Here is a 13,762-nt window from a genome sequence, read left to right as displayed (position 1 = left end):
CCCCGGAAGGGGCTTTTTTTATAGATACGCACCGTTTCGTAACGTTTGCTAAACAGCGGTCTCTTCTTGTGCAGCTTTAACTGGCGCGACGATCGCGAGCAAAGCACCTTCGTTGACGGAGTCATGTTGAGATGCGGGCAAAAAGGCATCTGCATATCGTTGATAGACTTTTTGTTCGATAAACAATCGAAATAGTTGAGGGTCGATATGCTTATCTTTTGCCATGAAGGCCAGTATCTTCAGTGCTTCGCTGAGTGATTTGGCCTTTTTATATGGCCGGTCGCTTGCCGTTAATGCTTCAAAAATATCGGCAACACCATAATTCTGGCATCGATCGACAGCGATGAAGCGTCCAGTCCGTAGGGGTAACCTTTACCATCCAGTTTCTCATGGTGTCCGCCCGCGATTTCAGGTACGCGCTGCAAATGCGTGGGGTAGGGCAGCTTTCTCAGCATTTTGATGGTTTGAATAATATGGTCATTGATAATGAATCGCTCTTCATCATTGAGCGTCCCACGTTGAATCGATAAGTTGTAGAGTTCACCACGGTTATGTTGCAATGTCGGAATCGTCAGGCTGAACTCCCAGTTCTTGAAAGCTTCTCTTTGTTTTTCGAGCCAAGGTATTTGATGGTCAGTCTTGTCATCTAAGACACGTTCGACACTGGGCAATATGGTGTCACCACGCTGTGTCCGTCGCGCCGTTTCTTCCCATGAAAGACCCAAGGTGTCATCCAGGGTACGAACCCACGTCCTCTTGGAAATCTCTTCCAGCCGAACGAGATTGCTGTCATCCATAAACTCTCCGCCCACGTTACACTTGGCGATAAATGCATAATCTTCATCTAATTTTGTATGTGTGTTACTTAACCATTGTCTCCATATTTTCTCATCTTCACCGTTATAGCACTTTTGCCAATACGTGATTTCAGCGTCACGTTTTAACACCTCGAAGCGGGTTCTGATTTCGTGAATTCGGTTGTAAATGGTTTCTAACTTCGTGGCTTTGTCGACCACATATTCAGGGGTTGTCACTTTTCCGCAATCGTGTAACCAAGAGGCGAAGTGAAGGGCTTCTTGTGCTTTTTCATCGAGTATGAAATCGGGGAAATTCGCATTATCTTTGCTTACTTCTTCTGCCAACATAAACGTGAGCTCAGGGACACGCTGACAGTGCCCCCCCGTGTACGGAGACTTGGTATCGATAGCGGATGCCATCATCTCTATAAACGATTTAAACAGATGTTTTTGTGCGGAAACGCGGTCCCAGTTTTCTTTGATAAGAGAGGCGAACCCTAAGAACTGTCGGATAAATTGAATTTTGTCTTTTTGCGCGTTTGTCGGCGTGTCATGGAACCCGAGCAGTACATAGCCAACACATGTTTTTTCTCTGTTAAAGAGAGGAAGAATCCATGCGTGTTTAATGTCGATGGGCAGGTTACTGCGTTGGACATCGGTTTGTGATGGTTTAAAGCTGAAAAATGCTTGGCTATTAAGCGCATTGGCAATTTCTGGTGAATCGACAAGTAAGTTGGAAATGTCTATATCGCTTTGGTCGTTGCTGGTGGGGAACTGTGCGATAAGTGTCAAGGCATCCTCACTTTGAGGGGGCTTTGTCCATAAATGTACGGAATCGGCTTCCACAGTTTGGTGGCAGTGGTACACGATGTCAGCCATTAAGGCATCAAAATTGGAGCTATTTGAAACGCGGTGAAGAGTGTCAAGAAAGCTGCCAATTGTTTCGGACATCAATTGCACTGATTCGGAGAGCTCTTTCACTTCGACAATATTTGATTGCGGTGTGATGACGGATGTGAAATCAAGTTTACGGATACTTTGAGTGGCATCTCCGAGTTCTTTCAATGGCTTGGCGATTTGTCGTGAAGCCCCAAGCACCATTAAGGTGCCGATAAGCAGACCGAACGCACTGATAATGATTTGGTTGTTTCGTGCTTCGATTGCACTGCCGATTAATGCGCTTTCGGGGATTGCTTTTGCCAGCCATAGCCCTCTTTCATTGCCAAATGTCATATAAACGAGGTTCAGCACCCAGGTCTCACCACGATGTTCAACTTTGCGGTTGGTCTCTTCCCAATCAGTCCTTTTGAACAAGGTATTGAGAGGGGATTGAGTCAGTGCTTCCAAGTAGACACGTTGATTGGGGCCTGAAGAGGTTTCGGGTAGAAAGCCTGTGTGCGCAAAAATACGTTTGTTATCATCCAATAGCATTAATTGGGTATCTGGAGAGTCGATAAGCGCATAAAGGAATCGCTCAAGAGAGGCGAGTGTAATATCCGCAGCGATAACACCGTCCCCCTTCGGTAATTGACGAGATAGTGTGATCCCCATACGTTGGATAAACAGATAAAAATAGGGGTCAGTGACATGAATGCTGCCATCGTCTGGTGCCACTTTATACCAAGGGCGTGAAGTGGGTGTGTAATCTATATTGTCGGTATCGGCATCGATATAACTGAGCGTTTCGTCATAGTAAGTGCGAATTTGACGACCGGACGCCATGTTGATGTCAACCATAACGTGGCTATTGTCAGGCGTTGAAAACTGTTCTCGCATAAAGCTGGGTTTGGTTGAGCGAACAAAGGCTGAGCTTTCATCGGGGTAGCCGAGGTAAATAGAGAGCACATCAGGGTTGCGCGTCATGATGGCATTGATGGCAGAAAGCCATTGTTTGTTGTTTGCTGAATATAAGTTTTCCCCGAAACTGGATGCTGCCATCATTTCCATTGACGTGATTACAGGGGCGACCAGACTTTGAAAAGAGCCTTTAATTTGTTCTGCGTTTTGAAGCGCACGCTCAGATGCCAATTGCTCATTGAGCACTTTTGAATTGTGGTAGCTCAATACAATAAGGATGATAGAAAGTGCTGAAACGACGACAAAGAAAATGCCAGCGATGTGAATTTGGAGTGTGTAATGTTTCTTGGGGAACATGTCTGGTGTCTAATAAGTAAGATGTTATTTAGAGCCTATCAGATCTAAATCTTTTCAAATTCCTTACATTCATCCCTATGAATATCATCACGAAAATATTTGTATGCTGAGGGCATTAAACAATTGTTTTGATTCAAAGATCCTACCTTTGTTCTTGAGCGCTATGCCAAGCATCGTCTCCATGAGTGTAAATGTGATCTGACCTATATGTTATTACGCTTTTGTTGCGGCGTGCTTACTTTTGATATTTAACACGATGTTGAGTAACGCTTGCTCATCAACGTCATCATGTTGCTTTGTCGGAAGAAAGGCATTGGCATATTTTTGATAAATTTTTTGTTCGATAAATAGCACAAACAGTTTTGGATCGATGTGTTTGTCTTTCGCCATGAATGCCAATATTTTTAGTGCTTCGCTGAGTGTTTTGGCTTTTTTGTATGGCCTGTCGCTTGCCGTGAGTGCTTCAAAGATATCGGCGACCGCCATTATCCGTGCATCAATGGGAAGATCGTTTTCATCTAGACCGTATGGATACCCTTTGCCATCCAGTTTCTCATGGTGGCCCCCAGCAATTTCAGGCACGCGCTTTAGGTGCTCGGGGTAGGGGAGTTTCCGGAGCATCGTGATGGTTTGAATGATGTGATCGTTAATTTTGAAGCGCTCCTCGTCGTTCAACGTGCCTCGTCGAATCCCCAAGTTATAAATTTCCCCGCGATTGTATTGCAAAGACGGAACGGGAAGTTTGAATTCCCAATTATCGAAGTGCTTACGCTGCTCCTGCATCCAATGAATTTCATGGTCCACACGGTCATTCAGCAGCTTTTCTGTGCTAGGGAGTGCATTTTCGCCCCGTCGTTTTCTACGATCCTCTTCTTCCCACGACAAGCCAAGAGAGTCGTCGAGGGTTCGTTCCCACGTCATCTCACTGATGCGTTGAAGCCTTTCAATGGATGAATCATCCATGAATTCGCCACCAATATTACATTGGGCAACAAACGCGAAATCATCGTCCAACTGCTGGTGGGTTTGTTGCAGCGTATTCCAATCGGTATCGGTAACTCCGTGACGACATTTTTTCTGCCAATACGCAATGTCAGCATCGCGTTTTAACACTTCGAAACGCATTCTGATTTCATGGATGCGGTTGTAGATGGTCTCCAACTTGGTTGCTTTGTCTACCACATATTCGGGTGTGGTCACTTTTCCACAGTCATGGAGCCATGCTGCGAAGTACAAGGCTTCGCGTGAATTGTCATTGAGCGAAAAGTCGGGGAACGTGGCATTGTCTTTACTGACTTCCTCGGCAAGCATAAACGTTAGCTCTGGTACCCGTTGACAGTGGCCGCCTGTATAAGGGGATTTGGTATCGATTGCGGATGCGAACATCTCTACAAAAGACTTAAAGAGATTTTTTTGCGCAGCAATGTGGTCCCAGTTTTCTTTGATCAGTGAAGCGAAGCCAAGGAATTCTTGAATAAAGGCGACTTTCTCCTCTTGCTCTTCGCTAACGGAATGGTTGAAACCTATGAACACGAAACCAACGCGTTCTTTGTCTCTGTTGTGGAGTGGCAGCACCCATGCCCTCTTTAATTTTGCGGGCAGCTGGCATTGGCTTTTCTCTATTTCGGAAGGCGTGAAGGCATATACGCGCTGGTTTTCGAGCGCTTCTGTCATGTCTGGTTTGGCATCTAGCAACGTGAAGATATCTATGTTTGTTTCGCTGATTTCCTCTGGAACGTGCGCGACAAGAGACAATTGGTCACGATCGTCCATGTCAGCTGCCCACATCAGCACGTAATCTGCGTCTGATGTTTTCTGGCAGTGTGACACCATGTCAGTCAATAGCGACTCGAAATTCTGGTTGTGGGAAACTCGGTGCAATGTTCCCAAAAAATCGCTAATAGTTTCAGACATCATGCTGATCGAGTCAGATAATTCGCGGACCTCCTGAATGGTGGAATCCGGTGTTTTTACGCCTGAGAAGTCGAGGTTTCTGATCTTTAATGTGGCTTGATTAAGCTGTCGTAGTGGTGCTGCGATACGTCGAGATGCCCATAGAATAAGTAGCATGCCGATACCTAAGACGGCGAAGCTAATGAATATCTGATTGTTTCTGGCTTCTATCGCGGTGCCGATAAGCTTGTCTTCGGGAATGGCAGTGGCCAACCACATGCCATCACCCTGTCCAAAGGCGACATTGACGAGCGTTATTCGCCATAAAGCATCATTGAACATGGTGGTTTGGGATGACTCGGACCAATTCTGACGGGAAAACGTGTTGTTTAGCGGTGAGCTTTCTAACGCTTTCTCGTAGATATCTTGTGTGGTGTTTTCTGCTGCGTTCTGCATTACGCCATTTTGCGCCAAAATGGTTCCATTATCGTCAAACAGTAAGACCTGAGAGTCGCCGGAAAACGGCAATGAGGTGAGAAATTCATTGAGCGTTGCAAGGGTAATATCAGCGGCTAGGACACCACCGTTAGCGGGTATACGCTTGGAGATTGTGATCCCCATACGCTTGATAAACAGATAGAAGTAGGGGTCGGTGATGTAGATTGTACCGTCATCGGGTGTGTCTTTGTACCAAGGTCGAGTTGTAGGGAGATAAGAAATCTTATCGCTTTTTTCGCCTATGTATTCGAGCTTGTCATCATAGTAAGTGCGTACTTGGTCGCCATTGCTTTGATTGATGTCGACCATGATGTAGGCGTTATCTGGCGTTGAAAATTGTGATCGCATAAATGCGGGGCGTGTGGAACGAATAAACGCCGAGCTTTCATCCTCATAGCCAACATAGATAGCCAGTACATCCGGCGAAACGTCCATAATGGCATTGACAGACGCTAACCAATTTTCGTCATTAGATGCATCGAGTGTATGCCCAAAATCGGAAACGGCGAGTGTTTCTAATGCGGTGAGAACAGGAGAGATTTTTTTTTCAAACGCCAGCTTTACTTGCTCAGCATTTTGAGAGGTTCTCTCTCTTGCGAGCTGCTCATTCAAGGCTTTTGAGTTTTGGTAGCTAAGAATAATCAATATTAGCGAGAGCACAGAGACGACAATAAAAAATATGCTGGCGATATGTAGCTGTAAGGTGTTTTTTTTACCGAGCATGAAGGCGTGGTCTTGTTATTGCGACAATACTTTAAGCCTATCAGAGATAAATGTTTTTGAAGGATGAACTCGGGAACTGTGAGGAGTGCGAAAATTGGATGGAAACCACTTGCAGTATGATGTTCTGAATTGAATGCAACTAGATGTATATGAATGGGAAGCGCCGTGAATGTCACGGCGTTTCCTCAGTGTGTTTAGTTACCTAAACCTTCTGATGCGCTTTTGTTTTGAATCAGCTCAATTTTGTAACCGTCTGGGTCTTCAACAAACGCGATTTCAGTAGAACCACCTTTTACTGGGCCAGGCTCACGGGTAACGTTTCCGCCAGCCGCGCGAATGACATCGCATGTGCTATAGATGTCGTCTACGCCAATCGCAATGTGACCAAAGGCAGTTCCTTGTTCGTACTCTGTTGTACCCCAGTTGTAAGTGAGTTCGATAACCGCGCCTTGCGATTCGTCACCGTAACCTACAAATGCCAGCGTGTATTCGTACTGCTCATTCTCGTTTTTACGTAGAAGTTGCATACCCATCACGTCGGTGTAAAAAGCAATTGAACGATCCAAATCGCCAACGCGAAGCATGGTGTGAAGAATACGACCCGTGCTCATGACATTCTCCTTTAATATGTCTTTTCAGATGTAAAAAACCACGAAAGGTGGTTTTTGTTATTCGTCAGGATAAACCTTGTCTTTAAACTCGCATAAATCCTCAATGATGCAGCTTCCGCAACGAGGTTTACGCGCTATACAGGTATAACGTCCATGAAGAATAAGCCAGTGGTGGACATCCACTTTAAACTCATTGGGTACGACTTTGAGAAGTTTTTGCTCGACCTGATCGACGTTTTTACCTACTGCAAGTTTGGTGCGGTTGGAAACACGAAAGATATGGGTATCAACCGCTATCGTTGGCCAGCCAAATGCAGTGTTCAACACAACATTTGCTGTTTTTCGGCCAACTCCCGGAAGGGCTTCCAATGCTTCTCTGTCTTCCGGAACTTGGCTATTGTGCTGATCGATCAAGATCTGACACGTCTTGATGACGTTTTCCGCTTTTGAATTAAATAAACCAATGGTTTTTATGTATCCTTTTACACCTTCGACGCCCAGAGACAGCAGTGCTGCCGGTGTGTTGGCGATAGGGTAAAGCTTGTCAGTGGCTTTGTTGACACTGACATCGGTGGCTTGCGCTGACAGCAAAACCGCAATGAGCAACTCAAACGGTGTACTCCAGTTCAGCTCTGTCTGCGGGTGAGGGTTTTCCGCGCGCAATCGCTCCAGTATTTGGACTCGTTTTTCGTTATTCATTGCTTTTCCATTGACTATCTATATCAGTCGGTTGAAGTCACGCGGACGCGTTCAATTACGACTTTTTCTTTTGGCAGTTTTTTCGCTTGGTGTTCGTCAAGTGCATTCTTGGCGGCAATAAGGAAACCGACTGCTAAGAACGCTCCCGGTGGCAATAATGCCAGCAAAAACGCGCTATCGAAGTGGAATATTTGAATTTTCAGACCTGCCGCCCACTCTCCGAGCAAACGGTCAGCGCCATCGAATAAGGTGCCGTTGCCCAGCACTTCACGGATAGCACCGACGACCACCAAAGATAGTGTGATGCCTAATCCCATCCAGAGCCCATCAAGTACAGAGGGGAGTGGTGTGTTTTTTGAGGCAAACGCTTCGGCTCGGCCAATAATAATGCAGTTTGTCACGATCAGCGGGATAAAGATGCCCAAAGACTGGTAGAGACCGTATGCATAGGCATTCATAAGCAATTGCACACACGTTACTAGCGACGCGATGATCATGACAAAGATAGGTATACGGACTTCTTTCGGCACCCATTCGCGTACCAGCGAGATGGTGAGGTTGGACCCAACGAGTACTAACAGTGTCGCCAGGCCAAGGCCTAATGCGTTGACCACTGTAGAAGAGACTGCCAATAAAGGGCAAAGACCGAGTAATTGAACTAGCGTTGGATTGTTTTTCCAAAGCCCGTTTTTCATTAATTCAATGTTTTGGCTCATGATGCATCTCCACAATTTTGTGGTTGCTTGATGATGGTATCGATGTTTTCACTGACATACCATGCTGCTTTGCGTGCTGCGTTAACGACAGCGCGAGGAGTGATGGTTGCCCCGGTGAACTGGTCAAACTGCCCGCCATCTTTTTGGACGTGCCAACGCTTGTCGTCCGCACTTTCAATTTTCTGGTTGGTGAATGAGAGCGGCCAATCAGAAACAGTGAGTTCAATTTTGTCGCCTAGCCCTGGTGTTTCGTTTTGGCTCAATACACGCAGACCTAAGACTGTTTTGTTTGTGTCCACACCAACGAGGATCTTAATGGCACCGTTGTAGCCATCAGGAGCAATGGCTTCAATCGCGATGGCGGTTGTTTTCCCGTCTTTGGTCGCGACGTATGCAGGCATTGGAGACTTACTACCCAATGCTGGGTTGGTAATCATAGTGCAGCTTTTATACAACGGATTATCGTGCATTGAAGTTGGAATAACCTGGTTGAGCACATTTAACAACTGCAATCTTTGTTGTTCAGCAATGGTGTCTTTGGTTAGCGAATCAGTAATCGCAATCAATCCAGTGGAAAGCAGTGCGACTAGCGCCAGTATTAATCCATTGTTTCTCATTGCGCGGATCATTTGCTTTCCTTTTTGTAACCGTACGTCGTTGGCTTTGTGTAGTAATCAATCAAAGGGACACACATGTTGGCAATCAATACTGCAAAGGCGACCCCGTCAGGGAAACCACCAAAGGTTCGAATTAAATACACCAGAGCGCCAATCATGCAGCCAAATACCAAACGGCCTTTCGGCGTTGTAGAGGCGGAAACAGGGTCAGTTGCGATAAAGAATGCACCCAACATGGTTGCACCTGAGAATAAATGCAGCAGGGGTGATGCGACAGTATCAGGGCTAACGGCATACCCTAATGTGCTGAAAACGAGCAGTGTTGAGAGCATGGCAACGGGAATTTGCCACTGGATAACGCGTAGTTTGAGCAGAATTAAACCGCCTGCAAGGAACGCCAGATTTGCCCAACCCCACCCAAGGCCTGCAAATGTGCCGAAAACAGGTTCTTGAACAGCTTCCGTTACAGTCTTACCGGCCAGTAGGGCGGTTCTAACCGTGTCTAGTGGCGTCGCCATCGTTGAACCATCGACAGCTTGTCTGAGTTGGTTAACGCTAAAGCCATCAACGCTTAACCCTGTGAAGACTGACGATAAACCATCCATAAAGCTCAATGGTTGAGCCAACAATGAGGATGGCGGTAGCCAAGTTGTCATCTGTACGGGGAAGGAAATCAACAGAACAACGTACGCAACCATTGCAGGATTGAACGGATTTTGGCCCAATCCGCCGTAAAGATGCTTCGCGATGACAATGGCAAACAGAGAGCCGATGACGGCAATCCACCACGGTGCAAAGGGAGGTATAGCGATACCAATTAGAATACCGGTTAGTAACGCAGAATTATCTTGCAGGTATCGTTTTACGGGACGACGGCGCATCGCAATGATGGCAGCTTCCGACAATACGGCGGTTGCAGAGGCGATGAGTACCTGAAATAACACACCCCAGCCAAAGAAGTAGCAAAGTGCAGCAATACCGGGCAACGTGCACAATATCACTGTCATCATGATGTCTTTGGTACTTCTGCGATTATGGCTATGTGGGCTACTGGCTAGAAAAAAGGCCACGACTACTCATCCTCGTTCTTGTTTTGCATCTGCGCTGCTTTGCGAGCTTTTGCTCTGGCAATGGCAGCAGCAACAGCCGCTTTTTTAGGGTCTTGAATAACAGACAGCTCCGCTTCCTGCTCGTCGATATTTTCGTCTTCTTTTTCTTCGCTCTGGGCGGCTGACAGTTGTGCCGCTTTACGTGCTTTAGCGCGGGCGATAGCGGCGGCAACGGCAGCTTTCTTCGGATCGTTTTCAGAAGGCACTGGCGTTTCTACGTTTTCCTGAGCGTCGGCTTGCTGCGCGGCTTTGCGTGCTTTAGCACGAGCGATAGCAGCGGCAACAGCAGCTTTCTTCGGATCATCCTCAGAAGACTCTACGATGTCAGCGGATTCTTGCGTCTCAACCTGTTGAGCAGCTTTACGCGCTTTTGCACGGGCAACAGCGGCAGCAACGGCTGCTTTTTTCGGATCATCCTCAGAAGACTCTACGATGTCAGCGGATTCTTGCGTTTCAACCTGCTGAGCAGCTTTACGTGCTTTTGCACGGGCAACAGCGGCAGCAACGGCAGCCTTTTTCGGGTCACTCTCAGACGACGTATTGTCAACCGTAGGCTCTGCGGATCCCGCTTGTTCTGCTTTGCGGGCTTTTGCGCGCGCAATAGCTGCTGCGACCGCTGTTTTTTTCGCATCAGCCTCGCTGGACTCGCTCGCTGGTTCGTCCGGTTGCTGAGCAGATTTTTTCGCTTTCGCTCGTGCGATTGCAGCCGCAACGGCATCTTTTTTGTCTATAGCACTGTCAGAAGACGAGGTGTTTTCCGTCGCCTCTTTTTGCGCTTTTCGCTCACGAGCAAGTCGCTTACGTTCTTCTCGCAGCTTGTTCATTTCACTATTATCAGGTTCTGCGTTACCTGCAGCAGCGGCTTCAGCTTGCTTGGCCTTCGCTTTCGCAATGGCTGCGGCAACGGCTGGTTTCATGGCTGTGGCAGCAGATCCTTGGTCGTTCTTTGCTTTAACACGAGCGATCGCAGCGGCAATTGCATCACCGTCACCCGTTTTTTCCATTGCCTTACGACGGTTTTCAGCCGCTAGCTTGTGGCGCGCTTCGCGTTCTAGCTTGTCACGCTCCATACGCGCTTTTTTCGCTTCAAAGCGCTCACGTGCACGTTCAGCGGCTTGGTGTTCTGCATCGCGAGTACGGATTTCTGCTTTTGCTTGGCGATAGTATTGAACAAGCGGAATTTCACTTGGACATACGTACGCACATGCGCCACATTCAATGCAATCTAACAGGTTGTACTCTTCGCATTTGTCGTAGTTTTGGTCTTTCGCATACCACTGCAGTTGTTGTGGTAGCAATGAAGCCGGGCAGGCGTCTGCACAACTGCTGCATCGAATACACGCGATTTCACCTTGAGAAGGCGCAATTTCACGTTTGCTTGGAACAAGAATACAGTTGGTGATTTTTGTGACGGGGATTTGGGTATGCGGCACCGTAAAGCCCATCATCGGGCCGCCGATGATCACGCGTTCTAGTTTATTATCTGGCTGGTAGCCATGCTTATCCAGCAAGAAGCTCACGGGCGTGCCTAACAGTGCCCAACGGTTGCTTTGTTCTTTTAGCGTCGTGCCAGCAAGTGTAACAACACGTTCGATCAGGGGCTCACCATCAATAACAGCGCGCTTTATGGCAAATGCGGTTCCCACATTTTGCACCATGATGCCAATGGCTGCAGGGATTGCTTTGGTGGGAACTTCTTTTCCGGTGATCAGCTTGATCAACTGTTTCTCACCACCCGATGGGTATTTGGTCGGTACGACTTGGACGATGATGTTGTCTTTGCCAATGGTGGCCGTTTTCAGTGCATCAATGGCTTCAGGCTTATTGTCTTCCAGCGCAAGGACCGTCAGCTTTGGATTGACGATGTGCTGTAGAATTTCCACGCCTTGAACAATTTCTTGTGCGTGTTCCTGCATCAAGCGATCATCTGCGGTGATGTAAGGTTCACACTCGGCGCCGTTTAAGATCAGGATTTCGGTCCTGTTATGCGCCGTTTGCAGTTTGCGCGCGGCTGGGAAACCCGCACCGCCCATGCCTGCAATGCCCATCATGCGGATGTGATCGATCAGATCTTCAGGTGTTTGGCGGCGAAAATCAGTACTTGGTGTTTTCGTTGCCCAGCGCTCCTCAAAATCCGGCTGAATAACAATGCAGTTATCCGACAAACCTGAAGGGTGGGCGATCGTTCTTGCTTCTATCGCAATGACTTCACCCGATGTAGGCGCGTGAACAGGGCACGCCTGTAATACGTCAGATTTCGTCAATGGTTGGCCTTTCAGCACCTTGTCGCCAACGGCAACCAGCAATTGACCGGTGGTACCAATGTGCTGTTTCAGTGGCAATACGATTTCATTGGGGATCGCTGCGGGCCGAATGGCTTGTTGATTTGACTGATGTTTGTTTTCCGGGGGATGTACACCACCGTGAAACTCCCAGACTTGACCCTGTTTAATTTGTTCAATAAGGGTGATCATGCTTGTTTCACCCTTTGATTTTCTTGGTCGGTAATTTGTACGACAGGGATCTGGTTGAGTTGCCATTTCCAGGTCTCTGGCGTGGTTTGAACTGGGATCATTTCTATACAATCAGTTGGGCACGGTGCGACACAAAGATCGCAGCCAGTACATTCATCTTTAAGAACGGTATGGATTGCCTTGGTACTGCCAATGATGGCATCTACCGGACACGCCTGAATACATTTGGTACAGCCAATACATTCGTCTTCGCGGATAAAGGCGACAGTCTTTAAGGCTTTTTCTTCATCGTGTGCTGACTCTGTTGCCTCTACGCCCATCAAGTCGGCAAGTTTTTCGATGGTAGCCTGCCCACCAGGAGGACACTTGTTAATCGCGTCGCCATTGGCAATCGCTTCGGCATAAGGTCGACAGCCTGGATAGCCACACTGACCACATTGGGTCTGTGGCAAAATAGCGTCAACTTGGTCAACGATAGGGTCTGATTCCACTTTAAAGCGGATAGACGCGAAACCTAACAACACGCCGAACACGGCAGCCAAAATGGCGATTGCAGCGACCGCAATTAAAATTCCGATCATTACAGTTTCACCAGTCCAGTAAAGCCCATGAATGCCAGAGACATGAGTCCTGCGGTGATCATTGCGATAGACGCGCCTTTAAAGGGGGCTGGGACGTCAGCTGCTGCGATTCGTTCACGCATTGCAGCAAAGAGAATGAGAACCAACGAAAAACCTGCTGCCGCACCAAATCCGTAGATGATGGATTCGATAAAGTTATGTTGTTCGTTGATGTTAAGTAACGCCACACCTAGGACGGCACAGTTCGTGGTGATGAGTGGCAAAAAGATACCCAGCAATCGATAAAGTGTTGGGCTGGTTTTATGCACGACCATTTCGGTGAACTGAACGACCACTGCAATGACAAGTATGAAGCTTAGGGTGCGCAAGTAACCCAAGCCTAATGGTGCCAGAATGTAAGTTTCAACAAGATAGGCACTTACCGACGCCAGGGTAAGAACAAATGTCGTCGCTAGTCCCATACCTATCGCTGTTTCAAGCTTTTTAGACACCCCCATAAACGGGCAGATGCCAAGAAACTTCACCAACACGAAGTTGTTTACGAGGACGGTACCGACGAGAAGCAATAAATACTCAGTCATGCCATTCAAAATAATTTTAAAGAGATCTTTGTATTATCGGCGTTTGAAGCGGGTATAACAACAGATAGGGGGGAGGGTTTTTCACTAAATTTGCGAAGTGTATATAAATTGACCATTTTGGTTTTTGGTGTCACACGCAATCAAACAGGCGATAACATCTCGTTTGAGCGAACACTGCGGACAGATAACAAAAAAACCAGCCGAGGCTGGGTTTCGAAAAGTGGCTCCCCCTGCAAGACTTGAACTTGCGACATACGGATTAACAGTCCGCCGTTCTACCGACTGAACTAAGGGGGAACAGATTTTGTT

10 protein-coding genes, 1 tRNA gene and 1 pseudogene are annotated in these 13,762 nt (G+C 47.3%); all 12 read right to left on the bottom strand.

What is annotated here, in order from left to right; genetic code table 11:
* Positions 1–48 precede the first annotated feature (48 nt).
* Positions 49–225, bottom strand: a complete 177-nt coding sequence (locus B5D35_RS25610; protein WP_244556515.1) for a hypothetical protein — start codon at positions 223–225, stop codon at positions 49–51.
* 33 nt (positions 226–258) lie between these two features.
* Positions 259–797 (bottom strand): annotated as a pseudogene (locus tag B5D35_RS25605) (HD-GYP domain-containing protein); the annotation flags it as partial.
* A gap of 2,367 nt (positions 798–3,164) precedes the next feature.
* Positions 3,165–6,065: an HD domain-containing phosphohydrolase gene (locus B5D35_RS06670; RefSeq protein WP_078751817.1), complete on the bottom strand. Its 2,901-nt coding sequence runs from the start codon at positions 6,063–6,065 to the stop codon at positions 3,165–3,167.
* Positions 6,066–6,259: 194 nt separating this feature from the next.
* Entirely contained in the window at positions 6,260–6,676 is a 417-nt protein-coding gene (gloA, locus tag B5D35_RS06665) for a lactoylglutathione lyase (protein ID WP_078751816.1), read from the bottom strand.
* Between the two features lie 57 nt (positions 6,677–6,733).
* On the bottom strand, positions 6,734–7,375 hold the full coding sequence (gene nth / locus B5D35_RS06660; RefSeq protein ID WP_078751815.1) for an endonuclease III: 642 nt from the start codon (positions 7,373–7,375) through the stop codon (positions 6,734–6,736).
* A 23-nt stretch (positions 7,376–7,398) separates the two neighbouring features.
* Entirely contained in the window at positions 7,399–8,091 is a 693-nt protein-coding gene (locus B5D35_RS06655) for an electron transport complex subunit E (protein WP_078751814.1), read from the bottom strand.
* Entirely contained in the window at positions 8,088–8,720 is a 633-nt protein-coding gene (gene rsxG / locus B5D35_RS06650; protein ID WP_078751813.1) for an electron transport complex subunit RsxG, read from the bottom strand. Before rsxG ends, B5D35_RS06655 begins: the two co-directional genes overlap by 4 nt.
* On the bottom strand, positions 8,717–9,778 hold the full coding sequence (rsxD, locus tag B5D35_RS06645) for an electron transport complex subunit RsxD (RefSeq protein WP_078751812.1): 1,062 nt from the start codon (positions 9,776–9,778) through the stop codon (positions 8,717–8,719). Before rsxD ends, rsxG begins: the two co-directional genes overlap by 4 nt.
* A gap of 2 nt (positions 9,779–9,780) precedes the next feature.
* Positions 9,781–12,291: an electron transport complex subunit RsxC gene (gene rsxC / locus B5D35_RS06640; RefSeq protein WP_078751811.1), complete on the bottom strand. Its 2,511-nt coding sequence runs from the start codon at positions 12,289–12,291 to the stop codon at positions 9,781–9,783.
* On the bottom strand, positions 12,288–12,872 hold the full coding sequence (rsxB, locus tag B5D35_RS06635) for an electron transport complex subunit RsxB (protein ID WP_078751810.1): 585 nt from the start codon (positions 12,870–12,872) through the stop codon (positions 12,288–12,290). Before rsxB ends, rsxC begins: the two co-directional genes overlap by 4 nt.
* Positions 12,872–13,453: an electron transport complex subunit RsxA gene (rsxA, locus tag B5D35_RS06630; RefSeq protein WP_078751809.1), complete on the bottom strand. Its 582-nt coding sequence runs from the start codon at positions 13,451–13,453 to the stop codon at positions 12,872–12,874. Before rsxA ends, rsxB begins: the two co-directional genes overlap by 1 nt.
* Before the next feature lie 221 nt (positions 13,454–13,674).
* Positions 13,675–13,750 (bottom strand) — tRNA-Asn (locus B5D35_RS06625).
* Between the last annotated feature and the right edge of the window lie 12 nt (positions 13,751–13,762).

This window comes from Enterovibrio nigricans DSM 22720 (assembly GCF_900167155.1).
Taxonomy (GTDB): Bacteria; Pseudomonadota; Gammaproteobacteria; order Enterobacterales; family Vibrionaceae; genus Enterovibrio; species Enterovibrio nigricans.
The sequence above is the reverse complement of the archived record's forward strand: the minus strand, read 5'-3'. Positions and strand labels throughout refer to the sequence as shown.

Excerpts from the sequence above, each read along its gene's own strand:
- B5D35_RS25610 (WP_244556515.1), bottom strand. The coding sequence starts at position 225 with ATGGCAAAAGATAAGCATATCGACCCTCAACTATTTCGATTGTTTATC.
- B5D35_RS06670 (WP_078751817.1), bottom strand. The coding sequence starts at position 6,065 with ATGCTCGGTAAAAAAAACACCTTACAGCTACATATCGCCAGCATATTT.
- gloA (WP_078751816.1), bottom strand. The coding sequence starts at position 6,676 with ATGAGCACGGGTCGTATTCTTCACACCATGCTTCGCGTTGGCGATTTG.
- nth (WP_078751815.1), bottom strand. The coding sequence starts at position 7,375 with ATGAATAACGAAAAACGAGTCCAAATACTGGAGCGATTGCGCGCGGAA.
- B5D35_RS06655 (WP_078751814.1), bottom strand. The coding sequence starts at position 8,091 with ATGAGCCAAAACATTGAATTAATGAAAAACGGGCTTTGGAAAAACAAT.
- rsxG (WP_078751813.1), bottom strand. The coding sequence starts at position 8,720 with ATGATCCGCGCAATGAGAAACAATGGATTAATACTGGCGCTAGTCGCA.
- rsxC (WP_078751811.1), bottom strand. The coding sequence starts at position 12,291 with ATGATCACCCTTATTGAACAAATTAAACAGGGTCAAGTCTGGGAGTTT.
- rsxB (WP_078751810.1), bottom strand. The coding sequence starts at position 12,872 with ATGATCGGAATTTTAATTGCGGTCGCTGCAATCGCCATTTTGGCTGCC.
- rsxA (WP_078751809.1), bottom strand. The coding sequence starts at position 13,453 with ATGACTGAGTATTTATTGCTTCTCGTCGGTACCGTCCTCGTAAACAAC.